Source organism: Lactobacillus huangpiensis, from assembly GCF_019972815.1.
GTDB classification, from domain to species: domain Bacteria; phylum Bacillota; class Bacilli; order Lactobacillales; family Lactobacillaceae; genus Lactobacillus; species Lactobacillus huangpiensis.
The window spans coordinates 141,612-157,248 of the sequence record NZ_BPPA01000005.1; the positions used below are offsets into that span (position 1 = coordinate 141,612).

The following is a 15,637-nucleotide window of genomic DNA, read 5'->3' on the forward strand; positions in this document are numbered from 1 at the left end:
GAGGAAATACGTGTGATTCTGCTCCGCGACATAGGACGTATCATCATTATTACTAATACTATACTAGCCTTTTATATCGTCTTTCATAGAAGACGCTCTGTCTCAACTACTTGGGCCTGGCTGATTATTCTGCTGGTTTTTCCAGTTTTAGGGATGATCATTTACGGCTTTTTTGGTCGGGGAATTTCACAGGAAAACATTTTTGCCATTAACAAGCAGCATCATATCGGTCTGCGCAATGTGCAAAAGTCTATTACTGCTGCACCTAAAAAAATTAGTACATCCGACACCTCAAATAGAGCTAAAATGGTGGTACACTTTTTTGATCATGATGGAGAATCACCATTGAGCAAAAACAATCATGTTAAGCTCTATACCGATGGTAAAATAATGTTTCATGACATGATGGCTGACATTAATAACGCTAAGCAATCAGTAAATGTTGAATTTTATACCTTTTATAATGATGAAATCGGCAACGATTTTCTAAATTTACTGATTAAAAAGGCACAAGAAGGCGTGTCAGTGCGTTTGTTATATGATGCTTGGGGGTCTATGGGCGCAACTAAAGCCTGGTTTGATCAGTTAAGAAAAGCCGGTGGCGTAGTCCTGCCCTTTATTACTTCTCGCAACATGATTACCCGATACCGGATTAACTACCATTTGCACCGTAAAATTGTGGTAGTTGACGGTAAAACCTCCTGGACTGGTGGCTTTAATATAGGGGATCAGTACCTGAGTCGCAAGAAAAAATTTGGTTATTGGCGTGACAGCCAAGTGAGGATTGTCGGATCTGCCTCTTTATTATTGCAAGAGCGGTTTGTGATGGATTGGAACGCCTCTATTCAAAAAGAAAATCAGGTTATTGCTTTCAATACCATCCTTTTTCCCAACTTGGATGAAAACGAGATTCATCCTGGTGATGTAGCAACACAAATAGTTTCAGACGGACCTGACCGCTATAATGCTAATATGCGTAATGGTATTATGCGGCTGATGTCTCTAGCAAAAAAACGTCTCTGGATTCAGACACCGTATTTAATTCCTGATGATGCGATGTTCGCCACTTTGCAAACAATTGCCCAGTCAGGAGTAGATTTACGTATTATGATACCGTGTAAACCAGACCACCCATTTATTTACCGCGCTACTCAATGGTATGCCAATGAATTATCCCGTTATGGTATTAAAATTTATATTTACAACAAAGGTTTTATTCATGCCAAAACAATTGTAGTAGACGATACTTTTTCTACAGTGGGGTCAATGAATCAGGATTACCGCTCATATGATCTTAATTTTGAAGATGTTGCCGTTTTTTATGATAAAAATTTCACTAGTGAAGTTGCTAAATCATTTGAAGACGATATGAAAGTTTCTTCATTATTGACTCCTGAGGATATTGCCAAACAGGGTCGCTGGCTTAAGATTTTGCAAAGCTTTTCGCGGATGCTTTCGCCAATTTTATAATTAACAAAAAGCCTTCCAGAACGGAAGGCTTTTAAAATGCGCCATTATTAATTATTCTGCAAAGTGATAAACAGTTTCAGCTGGGTAGCGAGTTGTTTTAGCCATAGTTTCTTCGGTTTCATTGCTCTTACCAATTACTATTGCCATTACTGGTAAGTAGCGTTTTGGCTCTAAGTTAAAGGTTCTGGCAATTTTAGATTCATCATAACCAGCAATTGGGTTAGTGTCGTAGCCATGATTGCGGGCAACAAGCATAAACTGCATAGCAGCAAGTGAGCAAGACCTAATGGAATCAATTGCACAAGAATAATATGTACCATTTTCATAAGATGGCAAAAAGGTTCTTAAGACTTCGTCTAATTTTTCCTTAGTGATGTTGCCTGTCTCATATTCCTTGGTCCAATTTTCACGATACTTTTTATAAGCATAAACATCAGCAAAGACTTGCACCACCGCAGCACAGCTGTCCATTTGTGGATCGTTAAATCTAAGCATGTATTTCTTAACTTTAGCAATAGTTTCCGGGGTATCTGCTACTTCAAAGTGCCAGCCTTGCAAATTGCAGCCGGAAGGAGCCGTTACTGTTTCTTCAAACATTTCTTTAAATTCTGAACGCGGAATTTTAACACTTTTATCAAAGTGACGCACAGAATGACGATTTTGTACTACATCATTAAAATCGTTATTACGCATATTTTCACACTTTCTAATATAAATATATCTCTTCTTTCTAATTTTACTACATTTTGTTATCTTCTTCACATAATTTTTTGAAAAAATTAGCAGTATAATAAAATTTAAATATTATAAGTAAGGAAGGCCATAAAAATGAAAAAATTAGTTAGAGACAAAATACCGGAATTTGCGCACTATGCTACTTATCGTGAACTTAGTCACGCAGAAATTGAGCCAGCTTTAAAGAAAAAATTAATTGAAGAAACTAATGAAGTTCTTGCTGCTAAAACTGAAACTAATTTAATTGAAGAATTAGGTGATGTTTACGAAGTCATTTTGGCATATCTTAAATTTAAAAACGTTGATCAAGCAACTTTTTTAAAGCAAGTAAAAGAAAAGCGCGCCCTTAAGGGTGGCTTTACCAAATATCTAGAAATGAATTGGGAAGAAAAATAAGCCTATTAAAAAAGCCACGTTAATGTGTGGCTTAAAAAATATCTTGAATTTCAATCCGAATATCATGGTGTATATGATTTTTAAGTGCTTCGACAATTTGTGCTACGCCGTATGAAAAACGAAGGTAATATTGTCTGTTCTTTTGGGTTGTTAAAATACAAATTACCTGCTTTTTCTTCGGATTAGGCACTTTAATTAAAGTGACCATCGCAATCTCTGAATATGAGACTGTCCGCCGAAAGTAACCTGAAACAACAGCCCTTTTAGGTGCGAGACCCGTAAAACCATCAATAATACCAATCAACAAAAATATTGCCAAGAAAATACTGAGACCTGGATCGCCCTTTTCAATTAATTGCCAGGCAAAACCGATCCAAATAAAAATTACGGCCCAAATAACTGAAGACGAGCGATAATGTCCCTTTAAGTCAATATTTGCCTGCCAGTACCAACTATAACAGGTGTAGCCTAGAAGCAAGGCATCCAAAATTAGATAAAAAACTACCATATTACTCTCCTCAATTGTATTTTCATCTATTATAACAGATTGACAGTCTTTAGATATTTTATTCAACATTAATGATATTTTACTTGCAATTTTATTAAAATCATGATTAAATTATTATCAAATTAAATGCAATGAAAAAGACGAGTAGATAACTTACCTCTTTAAGTGAATCGGTGACAGTGGAAAACCGTTAGACCCTGGGTTATTGAAAAACACTTTTAGCAGCACGCTGAAATTTTTGTAAAAGTAGGTTGTGTCGTCTCCAGTACGTTACCACGCTGGTGAAGCATGATAGTGCTTCATGAGTTGGCCCTATATTTGGGCAATTAAGGTGGTACCGCGGAAAAAGCCTTTCGTCCTTGTTTTTATTAAAAACGGGATAAAGGGCTTTTTCTTTTCCTTAAATTTACAGGAGGTCAAAACAATGACTTTAATTTTACCCGAAGATTATCATCCAACTCTCACAATTCGCGATACCGAAGCAGCGATTGTTTTCATTCGTGAAAGATTCCAAACAATTTTGGCGAAAAAATTAAATTTACAACGAATGTCTGCACCGCTATTTGTTGAAAAATATACAGGGCTTAATGATAACTTAAATGGAGTTGAGCGTCCAGTTGCTTTTGATGCCAAGGATTTACCGGCAGATGACACACTTGAAATAGTGCATTCACTAGCCAAATGGAAAAGAATGGCACTTAAAAAATATGGCTTTAACATGCATGAAGGACTTTTTACTAACATGAACGCCATTCGCCGCGATGAAGATTTAGATAACTTTCATTCAATTTATGTTGACCAATGGGATTGGGAAAAAATTATTGCCAAAGAGGAAAGAACAGAAGAAACTTTAAAGAGTACTGTTACTAAAATTTTTACTGGTATTAAGGAAATTGAAGCAGAATGTGCATCCCGTTATCCTGCTTCTACTTACCGTTTGCCAGAGAAGCTTTACTTTATTACTACTCAGGAATTAGAAGACCGCTGGCCGGATATTAGTCCTGAAGAAAGAGAAAACAAAATTACTGAGGAAGAAAAAGCTGTCTTTATTATGAAAGTCGGTGACAAGCTGAAGAGAAGCGGCAAGCCACACGATGGTCGTGCACCCGATTATGATGACTGGGAATTAAACGGTGACCTAATTTTTTGGTATGAACCTTTAAAACAAAAAATTGAAATTTCTTCTATGGGTATCCGTGTTAGTCCTGAAAGCTTGCACGAACAGCTAAAGAAGGCTGATTGCCTTGATCGTGAAAAACTGGAATTTCACCGAATGTTGCTTAATGGAGAATTACCTTATACCATCGGTGGTGGAATTGGTCAATCCCGCTTATGTATGCTTTTGCTTGGCAAAGCTCACATCGGTGAAGTTCAAGCTAGTGTTTGGCCTCATGATATGATTGCCAAATGCGAAGAACATGACATTCAAATTTTATAATAAATGAAGAAAAGCCATACAGTTAAAAAGAAACTGCATGGTTTTTTATTGCAATAACCCTATATGTTAGACAAAATCTTGTAGTAAACTAGCAGTAGCAGAATTAGTTTTAAGAAAGGCAAAATTATGATTGATGCAAATGAAATAGCTGAGTTAAAAAATGATATTGATCAGGCACGCCACATTACTTTTCTGACTGGTGCCGGAGTTTCAACTCATTCTGGCATTCCTGATTATCGCTCTAAAAACGGTATTTATGATGGCGTCTCTGAAAGTCCGGAAACGATTTTAAGTGAGGAAACACTTTATCAGCGACCAGATTTCTTCTACAAATTTGTGATGGATAATATGTATTTCCCTGAAGCCAAGCCAAACGAAATCCACCAGAAAATTGCCGAGATCTGCAACGAAAAAGGCGATCTAATCACACAAAATGTTGATGGCTTGGATACCAAAGCCGGCAATAAACACGTAACCGAATTTCATGGCTGTCTTTATAATATTTACTGCACTAAGTGCCATAAACCAGTTTCATACGCTGAATACGCCAAATCTTACCAGCATGAAAATTGTGGCGGTATTATCAGACCAGGAATTGTTTTATACGGTGAAGCCATTAACGGAGACAGTTTAGCTAAATCTGTCAATGCAATGCAAAATTCTGACCTTGTAATTATTTCAGGCACCAGTTTCGTCGTGTACCCTTTTGCCCAGCTTTTATCTTACAGGCAGTCTGGAGCTAAAGTTTGGGCAATTAATAAAACTGCCATTCCAGCAGAAGGTATTTCCTCCATTATTGCGGATGCACTAGATGTTTTTAAACAGCTTTAACTAGTTTTTAAAAAGAAAGCCCTTTAAACCAACAGAATTGCTTTTTTACCCGGATGCTATAAATTACTTGTGCTAAAATACGACACAGTAATTAAAAATAATTCTGAACTAGAAAAGAGCTTTTAAATGGCAATTTTTAAAATGTATGCTCCCTTTTTCAGTGGAAGTAATTGGATTCACGTACTGACCAGTGGCAAAGATTGGCTCGTCATCTTAACCCTGATTCTAATGGAATGCTTGCTTTCTGTTGATAATGCAGTTGTTTTGGCAGCTCAAACCAAGGTTTTGCCTGACAAGAAACAACAGGAAAAGTCATTATTCTATGGTCTTTGGGGCGCATACATTTTTCGTTTCATTGTGATTGGCATTGGTACTTATCTGATCAATTTTTGGGAAATTAAATTAGCAGGAAGTCTCTATCTTTTCTATTTATCGTTCAAGTTTTTCTATGAGCAAAAGCATCCCCAAAAAAGAGCAGCCAACACAAAAATTACAACTGAAAAAAGTCCCAGCCATGCTTCCAAAAAGGGCAAACATTTTCTGTCACTTTTCTGGCGGACCGTTATTTCAATTGAAGCAATGGATATCGTATTTTCAATTGATTCAGTTTTAGCTGCCCTAGCAGTTTCCAATAATCCGGTAGTAGTATTAATTGGTGGCATGATTGGTATCTTATGTATGCGCGGTGTTGCCGAAATCATAATCAAATTGATGGACATTATTCCTGAACTGCAACCGATGGCTTACGTTTTAATTGCTATCATTGCTCTTAAACTTTTATTGTCTTTACCACCACTGCATTACGAACTGCCTAATACAACTTTTGCCTTTATTGTGTTCGGTATTCTTCTCTTAACTATTGCTTTTCATTTTATACGAGCAAAAAAGAAAAGACGGAAACTATAATCTTTGTTCAACGTATTCTTTGAGCACAACTGCCTGGTTGTGCTCTTTATTCTTTGCACCATAAAGAAAAAGGACATCTTGTTTTGCAAGTTCGTCTTTCACTCGGGTAACAAAACTAACAGTCACAGGATTATGTTCTAATTCAGCAATGTACTTTTGCCTAAACTCAGGATATTTAGTATCATCATGATTGAACCACTTACGCAATTCGGTGCTGGGACCAATTTCTTTGACCCACTCATCCAAATCAGCATCTTTTTTACTTTTGCCTCGTGGCCACAGACGATCAACTAAAATGCGGTAACCAGCAGGCTGCTCATGTTCGTAAATGCGTACTAATTTTATCTTTGTCATTGTAATATCTCCTTTTAGTTTAAGTTTACTACACGGAAGAAAAAATGAATTATTCAACTTATTTCTCTAATAAATCAACTGCTGCCATTACTAAAGATTTGATTGGCAGACCATTAACATATAATGATGGCCAGAATATAATGGGTGGCTATATTGTAGAGGCTGAAGCTTACTTAGGCATTAAAGACCGGGCAGCACATTCTTATGGCGGTCATCGCAGCCCGGCTAATGAGGGTCTTTATCGTAAAGGTGGAACTATCTACATTTACGCCCAAAGACAGTATTTCTTTTTCGATGTCGCAACACAAGAATATAATGAGCCGCAAGGAGTTTTAATTAGAGCCATCGAACCAGTCTGGGGCATAGAGCAGATGATTAAAAATCGTGCCGGCAAAAATGGGGTGCTTTTAACTAACGGTCCTGCGAAAATGATGCAGGCTTTTGGTATTCACAGTAAAAAGTGGAATTTACATTTCTTAACTGATTCACCTTTTAAAATTGACTTAGATGACAGTCACAAAAAACTGGCTAAGGAGATCCAAACCAGTGCCAGAATTGGCGTTAGTCAATCCGAATTAGAATGGGCCAATAAAAAATTACGTTACTATGTAGCAGGTAATCCGTATGTTTCCAGAATGAAAAAAAGTGCCTATCAAAAAGATAATGGCTGGCAGTGAGAGCAGTATCCCAGTGGTCTTTTAAAATAGTAAAAGATAATAAATGAGATAATTATAAAATATTTTTTAAATAAAGTTATTGACAAGTCACTCTTAATAGCCTATTATTTTTCTAAGTTAAATAATTTCCAATGCAATAGAGGTCGCGGTTGTTACGAAACTAATCTGAGTGAGCGAACACTTTGAAGATTAGCGTAAGAATTACTGCCGAAACAAAAATGTTGTTCGTTTCAATCTTTTTGTTGGGCTGCAAGAGAATATTTTGCAGACTGTCCTGGTTCATTTCCAGGGAGCGCTATATGATTTGTTTAAAAAATAGATTATAACCTCGTTGTTTTTGACTAACAGCGAGGTTTTTGTTTACGCTTTTATTGTATTGGCTTTATTTGAAACATATTTTGTGGAGGTTTTCAAAATGAAGTCAAGATTTAAGTGGCTGGCTACCTTAGTTGCCTTATTCACCTGTTTGGGCATTGGGGCTAATTTTAGTCTGAATGAAGTTAACGCCAAAAAGGACGATGGTACGCTAAAAGTCGCCATGGAAGCTAATTATCAGCCGTACAATTGGACACAGACTAATAATGCCAATGGTGCTGTGCCAATTGAGGGCTCAAAAGAATACGCCAATGGTTATGACGTTAAAATTGCCAAAATTATTGGTCAAAAATTACATAGAAAAGTAGAAGTTGTTAAGACTGAATGGGATGGTTTACTCCCCGCTTTGACCAGTGGCAAAGCTGATTTGATTATCGCTGGGATGAGTCCAACAGCTGAACGTGAAAAGGCCATTAATTTCTCTAAGCCATATAGAAACAGTACTTTTGTGGTAATTACCAAGATTAACAGCAGATATGCTAATGCTAAAAAGCTGACCGACTTTAAGGGTGCCAAATTAACAGCGCAGCAAGGTACTTTCCACTATGATTTAATCAAGCAGTTAAAAGGTGCTAAGAGACAACCTGCTATGCGCGATTTTGCGGCTATGCGACAAAGTTTAATCTCCGGCACCATTGACGGCTATGTTGCCGAAGACACTGAATCAACTTCCTTTAAGATGGTTGACCCTGATATTAAGTCAATTCCTGTCAGCAAAATGGCTGGCTTCCACGCTACTAAAGAAGAATCTGTCACTTCAATCGGAATTGCCAAGCCCAACAAGGCACTGCTTAAGAGCGTTAACCAAATATTAGCTACTATTCCCCAAGCAAAAAGAGTCAGATTAATGACTGAAGCTGTCAAGCAGCAGCCTAAAACTGATAATAATAAAAAAGGCAAAAAGGCTAAGTCAGAGCCTTGGTTAGTATCTATGTGGCGCCAATATGGCGGCATGATCTTAAATGGTATCGGCATGACGCTTCTTCTAGCTTCTGTAGGTACCATAGCAGGCTTCTTTATTGGATTGGCCGTTGGTATTGTGAGAACTATTCCTACACCAACAACCGGTGGTAAAAGATGGCTGCTCAAGTTTGTCAACTGGCTGCTTTCAGTTTATATTGAAATTTTCCGTGGTACTCCAATGATGGTTCAAGCTGCTGTTATTTACTATGGTATTGCCCAATTCTGGCACCTGAACATTGACAGAACGGTCGCCGCACTAATCATTGTTTCCATTAACACTGGAGCATATTTAGCCGAAATTATTAGGGGAGGAATTATTTCTACACCCGAAGGTCAGTTTGAGGCAGCCAGCGCGCTGGGAATGACTCATAATCAAAGAATGTGGCATATTATTTTGCCACAAGCAATCAAGAACTGCTTGCCTTCAATTACTAACGAATTTATCGTTAACATCAAGGATACCTCAGTTTTGAGCATCATCTCTGTATCAGAGTTGTTCTTCGTCGGTTCAACGATTGCGAGTCAGACATTTAAGTTCTTCCCAACTTATTTAACAATTTCTGCTATCTACCTCATCTTGACCTTTACCATTACCAGAATATTCAACTTAATTGAAAAACACCTCCAAGGAAGTAAGAATTACAACTTAATGGCAAACCAAGTTCAAGTTGGCACACCAAAAGACATGGAGGCTAAGAACTAATGACTGAATCAAACGAAACTATTTTAAGTTTAAAGCACATCAAGAAAACATTCGGTGAACACCAAGTTTTGAAAGATATTTCTTTTGATATAAACAAAGGTGAGATTGCCACAATTATCGGACCTTCAGGTGGTGGTAAATCAACAACTTTGCGCTGCATCAACCTGCTTGAGGAACCCACTGCTGGTGAAGTTGATTTTCACGGCAAAAATGTTTTGGCGCCAAACTACAATCGCAATATTTACCGGGCAAAAGTCGGCATGGTTTTCCAACAATTTGATTTGTTTGAAAACAAGAATGTATTAGCCAATTGTATGGTAGGTCAAGAGTTGGTATTAAAACGCTCAAAAGACGAAGCACGTCAAATTGCGCTGGCAAATTTGAAAAAGGTAGGCATGGAGCAATACGTTAATGCCAGACCAAGCCAACTTTCTGGTGGACAACAACAAAGGGTCGCGATTGCCCGTGCTATTTGCATGGATCCTGAAATTTTGTTATTCGATGAGCCTACTAGTGCTTTGGATCCTGAAATGGTAGGAGAAGTTTTAAGCGTTATGAAGAACCTGGCCACTACAGGTTTAACGATGATTATCGTAACGCACGAAATGGCATTTGCTAAAGAGATTTCCGATCAAATGTTTTTCATCAGCGACGGTGTAATAACTGAACAAGGTAAACCTGATCAGTTATTCAATCACCCGCAAAATGAAAAAACCGCGAAGTTTTTAAGTAATTTTCAGAATAACTAATAAAGTCTAATTAAACAAAAAACTGGTAACCTCACCTTGTTAATAATGTGAGTTGCCAGTTTTTAGTTTGCTTGTGACTCTAAAAGCATAATAATTTTCTGATTAAATTTAGTTGGCTCCTCCCACTGCGGGAAATGACCAGAATGGTCAAACCAAATCAATTTGCACGGACTAGTAATTTTAGCAGCATATTCTGCAGTCAATTGTGAGGACACATGATGGTCATGTCTGCCTTCACAAAAAGTGATGGGAATGGCAAAATGCAGAATATTTTCAAAATTAACGGCCATCAGTTCTTCCCAAAAATATTGAATTGATTGCTTTGAGCCTTGCAAGCGGTGAATTAAGTCTTTAAAAGAATAATCTTTAGCGGATATAAACGGCCAAATTAATTTACGGTAGTTTTTAGCACCATGGATCGAGCCGCCATAAGCCACAATCATTTTAGTTAATTTCAGGCTGGCATCAATTGGTTCATGTACAAAATCAAGTTGATCAAGTTTGGCAGTATTTTTCATTTTTGTTCGTAAAAAAGCTTTTTGTAAAACAATATTCTTTTTCATATTAACCACTTGACCAATTCCGATATATTGCGTAACCAGGTCTGGATACATTTGAATAAAATAGAGTCCTAAAACCGTACCCCAAGAATGACCCATGATAATCAATTTATCCTGTTTTAACCGTTTTAATAAATAAAGCACAAACTGATGAATATCTGCCAAGATGGTGTCAATAGACAAGTTTTCTTCAGGCGAGAATTTGTAATACGATAGTCCACTGCCCCTTTGTTCCAGATTGACAAAGATAAAATGATCTTCTAGTTCGCTATTAAATTTTTTGGTCAAGGGGATGCAAGCATCGCCCGGTCCACCATGCAAATATAAAATGATTGGTTTCTGACTTTGCTTTGAACTAACTGAAAAATAAAGTTTAGTGCCGTTAATTTCTACGTTTTCTATCACTGATGTACTACTCATTTTTTGCCTATATTCATATAATCGACTGTTATTATGGATACACTGCTACTTTATTTAAGTATATTATTAATGTCCCTGCTTTGTAAATTGCAAATTATATTTACAAGACTGACGCAATTTTTATCAAATAAAGGCTCGTAACTTTTACTACTCTAAACTAAAAAAACTATTGGAATAGCCAGCTGAGAAAACCGATAAATATCAAATAATCTGACGAACTTTATGCTAGAAAAAAGTACCAAGCATTTTAATAGCTTAGTACTCAAATTATGTTAAATTCTAATCATTTTTATCTTCAACTTTGTAAAATTTAACTCGATTAATTAAGTAGTCAAATAAGAACACACAGATTAAATTAAAGACAATAATAAAGAGTATCAATAACGGGTGGTCTTCTTGCTCATCTGTCATATTTAACAAATATAAAGTTTCAAAACTAATAGGTACGCCTTGTAATGCCAAACAGTAAATTAAATCATTTTCGACTTGGTCAATAAATGTATCTTCTTTTACTTCAAACCAAGCTGTAGCAATTATTGTCATGATGAACGCACTAATTGACCATATTAAGTTAAAATTCAGCTTATTGGAGAAAAAAAGCGCCATTCCAAATGTACACAACAATCGTAAGGCGGCTCTTGCTAATTTCATTTTCATCTCATTTCCTATAACCTTTCTTATTTTGAATTTTTTAATTATTATATAATTTATAATTATAAATGAAATATAATGTTAATCAACAGTCTAATCAGTAATTGCAGTTAAATCATAAAAAATGCTGCGCTTATTTCATGATATTTAGTAATAAATTTAATTTATTTTTAATTACTCACTTTACATCTTAATAGTTATGTACTAGCCTATAAGTTATTATTATCATAGATATAACTAATGTTTTAAGTTAAATTAAAACTGCTTTTTTGTATCTGAAAAAATTCAGAGAGACATAGAAAAGTTAGTATCTGTAAAAAATTTAATATTGCTTTGTGCATAATAAATCTTGGCAATATCATGATTGGAGCTATTAATAATGTTCAAAAACCAGACTACGATGAAAGAACAGCTGCTAATAGATCATGGCTATAAATATTTATGGTTTATTGTATTAGGCGCATTCTTATTGGTTTTAATCTTACCGTTTTTCAAATCTGTTGATTTAAGCGTTGGCGCCTTAGGTCTTCTACTATCAGCTTTGGCGGAAGTATTGACAACATTTTTTCAACACAGACATATTACCTTTATTATAAGTTTGGTTTTGGGTTGGCTATTAGCTCTAATAATTAGTGTTATTCTGTTTTTTACATTATGTGGGCTTCAGGCAACATGCTTTTTATCAAATAATGAATTTAAGCAAATATCGCCACAGAAAAGAAAGAGCATCAAAACAGGCAAACCACTTAATTTGTGGTTTGCCTGCTTTTTAGTTGATGCTTAAATAGCAGTGTCCGCTTAATTCATCATCTAGCTAATCGATCTGTTATATTATTCTTTTAGTGTCCCGGTAATTAAAACTAATGAGGTTAGACTTTAAAATCTGCGCGCTATTTATCGTGTTCTTTGTGCCATTCTTTAATCTGCTCCAGCCTCTTTTTAAAGCGGTCTTCATGACCCTGCGAGGTTGGCAAATAATATTCGTGTCCCTCTAAACTTGGTGGCATAGTTTTCATTGTCGTTAACTTGTCTTTAGCATAATGCGCGAGCTGGTAACCTTTACCATAGCCTAAATCTTTCATTAACTTAGTCGGAGCGTTGCGAATTTGCAAAGGCACTGGTTCATCAATAGTCTTCTTAACATCTTCTTCAGCAGCTAGTCTAGCCTTATAAACCGCGTTTGATTTCGGAGCAAGCGACAGATAAATCACAGCTTCCGTCAAATGCACATCACATTCCGGCATCCCCAAAAACTGGCAAGCCTGAAAGACATTGACCGCTACATTCAGTGCATTAGTATCTGCCAAGCCAATATCTTCACTGGCAAAGCGCACTAGTCTGCGTGCTATATAAAGCGGATCTTCTCCCCCTTCAAGCATGCGCGACAGCCAATAAATTGCCGCGTCTACATCGCTGTTACGCATTGATTTATGCAAAGCGGAGATAATATTGTAGTGTTCTTCCCCGTCTTTATCATACAAGACTGATTTTTGGGTGATTAATTGCCCCAGACTGTCCATAGTCACGGCGATCGTATTACCACTTTTGTTGCCATTTAAAACCGCCATCTCCAGCGTATTTAAAGCAGTTCTGGCATCACCGTTGGCAAATTTGGCAATGGCTTCAATCTCCTGCTCACTGATTTTGACGGTTAATTTGCCAAAACCGTTAGGGTTGCGCAAAGCATTTTGCAATAACTTGATAATATCTTTGACTTCAAGCGGTTTTAAGACAAAAACCTTGCAGCGTGAAAGCAATGCCGAATTAACTTCAAAGGAAGGATTTTCGGTCGTGGCGCCAATTAGCGTGATACTGCCACGTTCAACATAGGGTAAAAAAGCATCTTGTTGTGCTTTATTAAAGCGATGAATTTCATCTACAAATACCAACGTTTTTTGCCCCACTTCGTGTTCTGCTTCAGCCTGCTTCATAATTTTACGAATTTTAGTAATGTTGCTGTCAACCGCACTAAAATTAAAAAAGCTTGCTTGACTCTGCCGGGCAATTATTTCAGCCAAAGTCGTTTTGCCGACTCCCGGTGGCCCCCAAAAAATCATTGAGGAAACCTGGTCATTATCAATGATTTCTCGCAAAATTTTTCCCGGTCCCAGCAACTGTTCTTGTCCTACAAACTGATCTAGATTTTGGGGACGTACACGGTTAGCCAATGGTTCATTTTGCCCATTATTTGCAAATAATGATTCTTGCTTCATCATTACATCTTCTTTGTTTACTTCTAGACACTTACTAACCTAATTATACAAGTATTTGTACGCTAGCAAAAACAAATGAACGTCTGTTTGCCCTGATTTTACTAACTAGTTTGCGTTATAATTATATTAGGTATTAAGTTACACATAATGAGGTGAAGATATGGAATTTTTTAAGAAAATTGGTCTTGGCTTAGCCACAACAGTGTTGACAATTAGTCCGCTGCTGCCAAGTCTAAATCATATTCAAACAGTGCAAGCTGCGCCAAAAACACAAAAACTAGCTAAAAACAGAATTACTTTAGTCAATGACGCACCCGTATATAATCAATATGGTCAAAGACTTAAAGCAAGAAAAAACGGAGATCTATCTAAAATTGAAGCAGATGTGAATGGATTCTGTTATGTTTCTTCTTTTGATATCGACTCCTTAGATTATTACGGCACAATAATGATTAATGGGCAAAAATACTATAAAATTGGTCAAGGAGAATATATTAATGACGGTGATGTCAATAACGTTAACGGCAAAAGCTCTAAGACCGGTAAGCTGGTTTTGAATCACAGATCTGCAATCTATACTAAAACTGGTAAGCTAAAAGGCAAGACTCTACCAGTTAAATCAGTCGTTAACTATCAGGGTCAGGTTAAGCAATCTCAATCCAAGCCAAAATATTATTTTGCAAAATTTAACGTTTCTGAGCAAAAGGCAACCTTTTATTATTTGCCGACAGAAACAGTTAATGGTAAAGACTGTTATGCAATAGGTAAAAATCGTTATATTAGAGCAAATAACGTTGACAGTATAGATGGGTATCCTCTTATGTATAATGGCGTTACCTATGCCACTGTTCTCAAAAAGACGACAACTCAAACATTAACCAATGATTCTACTAAGCACGTTCTAAAAAAGGGTCAAAAAATTAAAGTTGATTTAGCGGTCCAGCCTTGGGCAGAAGACTTTGAAGGCTATATCTATCGCCTGCACGATTATCCTAACGAATATGTTGGTCAAAGTTACATTAAATTGAGAAACTATTTGCCAACATCAAGTTACGATGAACTTACATTCACCTATGTAAGGCCTAATACTACGACAAATACTAAATTCTATAATTTTGACGGTACTCCAACAGGTATCAGTTACAGGAACCGTAAGCAAAACCCCTTGACCGTTGATGGTCTTTATTACTTATGGGTACCTAGTGAAAAGAAAGCAGAACTGTTTTATCACTATTTAACCTACAGAATAGACAGAAACTATTTTGTTAATAACGATGGTACTGACCTTAAAAAACCAGAGTTTGACAAAAACAATAAACTAATTGAATCGACAGAAGATAAGATCCACTATACTAACAGCTTGGTCAAAGCTAGTGATGTTACTTTCGCCAGTGGAATTAAGCTTACCCCTCTCAATACTGCTAAAGACGCTGAGAACGATCAGAAAGTAGCAACAGATAAGGATAAGCAAGAATTGCAAAGAAAATTTGAGGAAACTAAGAATAACAAGAATGTTAAGTGTGAGCAACAAAGTGCAGTAAGTAATTATAATAATGCTTTGATGATTGCTTCTTCTATTTTACAATCTCCAAAAGCAACGATTGCACAAGTAAAACAGGCAATTTGGCTACTTGACACAACCAAAATTCAATTAAGTACTTTAAACTTCGCTGAATGGAGTTAAATTA

16 protein-coding genes, 1 riboswitch and 1 other annotated feature are annotated in these 15,637 nt (G+C 36.5%); of the genes, 10 read left to right on the forward strand and 6 right to left on the reverse strand.

Features of this window, described 5'->3' with window-relative positions:
• Positions 1-6 precede the first annotated feature (6 nt).
• A complete protein-coding gene (gene cls, locus LDM90_RS05105; protein ID WP_370520799.1) occupies positions 7-1,470 on the forward strand; it encodes a cardiolipin synthase in 1,464 nt (487 codons plus the stop codon).
• A gap of 51 nt (positions 1,471-1,521) precedes the next feature.
• Here cls and LDM90_RS05110 read toward each other — a convergent pair whose 3' ends face one another.
• Positions 1,522-2,163: a nitroreductase family protein gene (locus LDM90_RS05110; RefSeq protein ID WP_034980832.1), complete on the reverse strand. Its 642-nt coding sequence runs from the start codon at positions 2,161-2,163 to the stop codon at positions 1,522-1,524.
• A 135-nt stretch (positions 2,164-2,298) separates the two neighbouring features.
• On the opposite strand from LDM90_RS05110, the gene LDM90_RS05115 reads away from it, so the two are divergent.
• On the forward strand, positions 2,299-2,601 hold the full coding sequence (locus LDM90_RS05115) for a nucleoside triphosphate pyrophosphohydrolase (protein ID WP_034980833.1): 303 nt from the start codon (positions 2,299-2,301) through the stop codon (positions 2,599-2,601).
• A 31-nt stretch (positions 2,602-2,632) separates the two neighbouring features.
• Here LDM90_RS05115 and LDM90_RS05120 read toward each other — a convergent pair whose 3' ends face one another.
• The gene (locus LDM90_RS05120) at positions 2,633-3,109 is read right to left on the reverse strand and encodes a hypothetical protein (RefSeq protein WP_034980835.1); all 477 of its coding nucleotides are present in this window, start codon (positions 3,107-3,109) and stop codon (positions 2,633-2,635) included.
• Positions 3,110-3,231: 122 nt separating this feature from the next.
• Positions 3,232-3,473, forward strand: a binding site (T-box leader).
• Positions 3,474-3,533: 60 nt separating this feature from the next.
• Here LDM90_RS05120 and asnA point away from each other — a divergent pair.
• The 3 genes from asnA to LDM90_RS05135 all read left to right on the forward strand — a co-directional run bounded on the left by asnA (position 3,534) and on the right by LDM90_RS05135 (position 6,284).
• Positions 3,534-4,547, forward strand: coding sequence for an aspartate--ammonia ligase (gene asnA / locus LDM90_RS05125; protein ID WP_198213535.1), 1,014 nt, complete (start codon positions 3,534-3,536; stop codon positions 4,545-4,547).
• Positions 4,548-4,673: 126 nt separating this feature from the next.
• Positions 4,674-5,378: an NAD-dependent protein deacylase gene (locus tag LDM90_RS05130; protein ID WP_223896736.1), complete on the forward strand. Its 705-nt coding sequence runs from the start codon at positions 4,674-4,676 to the stop codon at positions 5,376-5,378.
• A gap of 126 nt (positions 5,379-5,504) precedes the next feature.
• Positions 5,505-6,284, forward strand: coding sequence for a TerC family protein (locus LDM90_RS05135; RefSeq protein ID WP_223896737.1), 780 nt, complete (start codon positions 5,505-5,507; stop codon positions 6,282-6,284).
• Here LDM90_RS05135 and LDM90_RS05140 read toward each other — a convergent pair.
• Complete coding sequence (locus LDM90_RS05140) at positions 6,279-6,638, reverse strand: DUF488 domain-containing protein (protein ID WP_198213532.1); 360 nt, start codon at positions 6,636-6,638, stop codon at positions 6,279-6,281. The genes LDM90_RS05135 and LDM90_RS05140 overlap by 6 nt on opposite strands.
• Before the next feature lie 44 nt (positions 6,639-6,682).
• On the opposite strand from LDM90_RS05140, the gene LDM90_RS05145 reads away from it, so the two are divergent.
• From LDM90_RS05145 to LDM90_RS05155, 3 genes are all read left to right on the forward strand, one after another.
• Positions 6,683-7,315 (forward strand): DNA-3-methyladenine glycosylase, encoded by a 633-nt coding sequence (locus tag LDM90_RS05145; protein WP_198213530.1) that lies wholly within the window; start codon positions 6,683-6,685, stop codon positions 7,313-7,315.
• Positions 7,316-7,444: 129 nt separating this feature from the next.
• Positions 7,445-7,621, forward strand: a riboswitch (Lysine riboswitch).
• 109 nt (positions 7,622-7,730) lie between these two features.
• The gene (locus LDM90_RS05150) at positions 7,731-9,356 is read left to right on the forward strand and encodes an ABC transporter substrate-binding protein/permease (RefSeq protein ID WP_198213528.1); all 1,626 of its coding nucleotides are present in this window, start codon (positions 7,731-7,733) and stop codon (positions 9,354-9,356) included.
• Positions 9,356-10,105: an amino acid ABC transporter ATP-binding protein gene (locus LDM90_RS05155; protein WP_223896738.1), complete on the forward strand. Its 750-nt coding sequence runs from the start codon at positions 9,356-9,358 to the stop codon at positions 10,103-10,105. Before LDM90_RS05150 ends, LDM90_RS05155 begins: the two co-directional genes overlap by 1 nt.
• A gap of 62 nt (positions 10,106-10,167) precedes the next feature.
• Here the strand turns inward: LDM90_RS05155 and LDM90_RS05160 are convergent, their stop codons facing one another.
• On the reverse strand, positions 10,168-11,085 hold the full coding sequence (locus tag LDM90_RS05160) for an alpha/beta fold hydrolase (protein ID WP_223898715.1): 918 nt from the start codon (positions 11,083-11,085) through the stop codon (positions 10,168-10,170).
• Positions 11,086-11,364: 279 nt separating this feature from the next.
• Positions 11,365-11,736 (reverse strand): hypothetical protein, encoded by a 372-nt coding sequence (locus LDM90_RS05165; protein WP_223896740.1) that lies wholly within the window; start codon positions 11,734-11,736, stop codon positions 11,365-11,367.
• A gap of 400 nt (positions 11,737-12,136) precedes the next feature.
• On the opposite strand from LDM90_RS05165, the gene LDM90_RS05170 reads away from it, so the two are divergent.
• Positions 12,137-12,520: a hypothetical protein gene (locus LDM90_RS05170; protein WP_223898716.1), complete on the forward strand. Its 384-nt coding sequence runs from the start codon at positions 12,137-12,139 to the stop codon at positions 12,518-12,520.
• Positions 12,521-12,626: 106 nt separating this feature from the next.
• Here the strand turns inward: LDM90_RS05170 and LDM90_RS05175 are convergent, their stop codons facing one another.
• The gene (locus LDM90_RS05175; RefSeq protein WP_223896783.1) at positions 12,627-13,949 is read right to left on the reverse strand and encodes a replication-associated recombination protein A; all 1,323 of its coding nucleotides are present in this window, start codon (positions 13,947-13,949) and stop codon (positions 12,627-12,629) included.
• Between the two features lie 160 nt (positions 13,950-14,109).
• On the opposite strand from LDM90_RS05175, the gene LDM90_RS05180 reads away from it, so the two are divergent.
• Positions 14,110-15,633, forward strand: a complete 1,524-nt coding sequence (locus LDM90_RS05180) for an SLAP domain-containing protein (RefSeq protein WP_223896742.1) — start codon at positions 14,110-14,112, stop codon at positions 15,631-15,633.
• Positions 15,634-15,637: the final 4 nt, after the last annotated feature.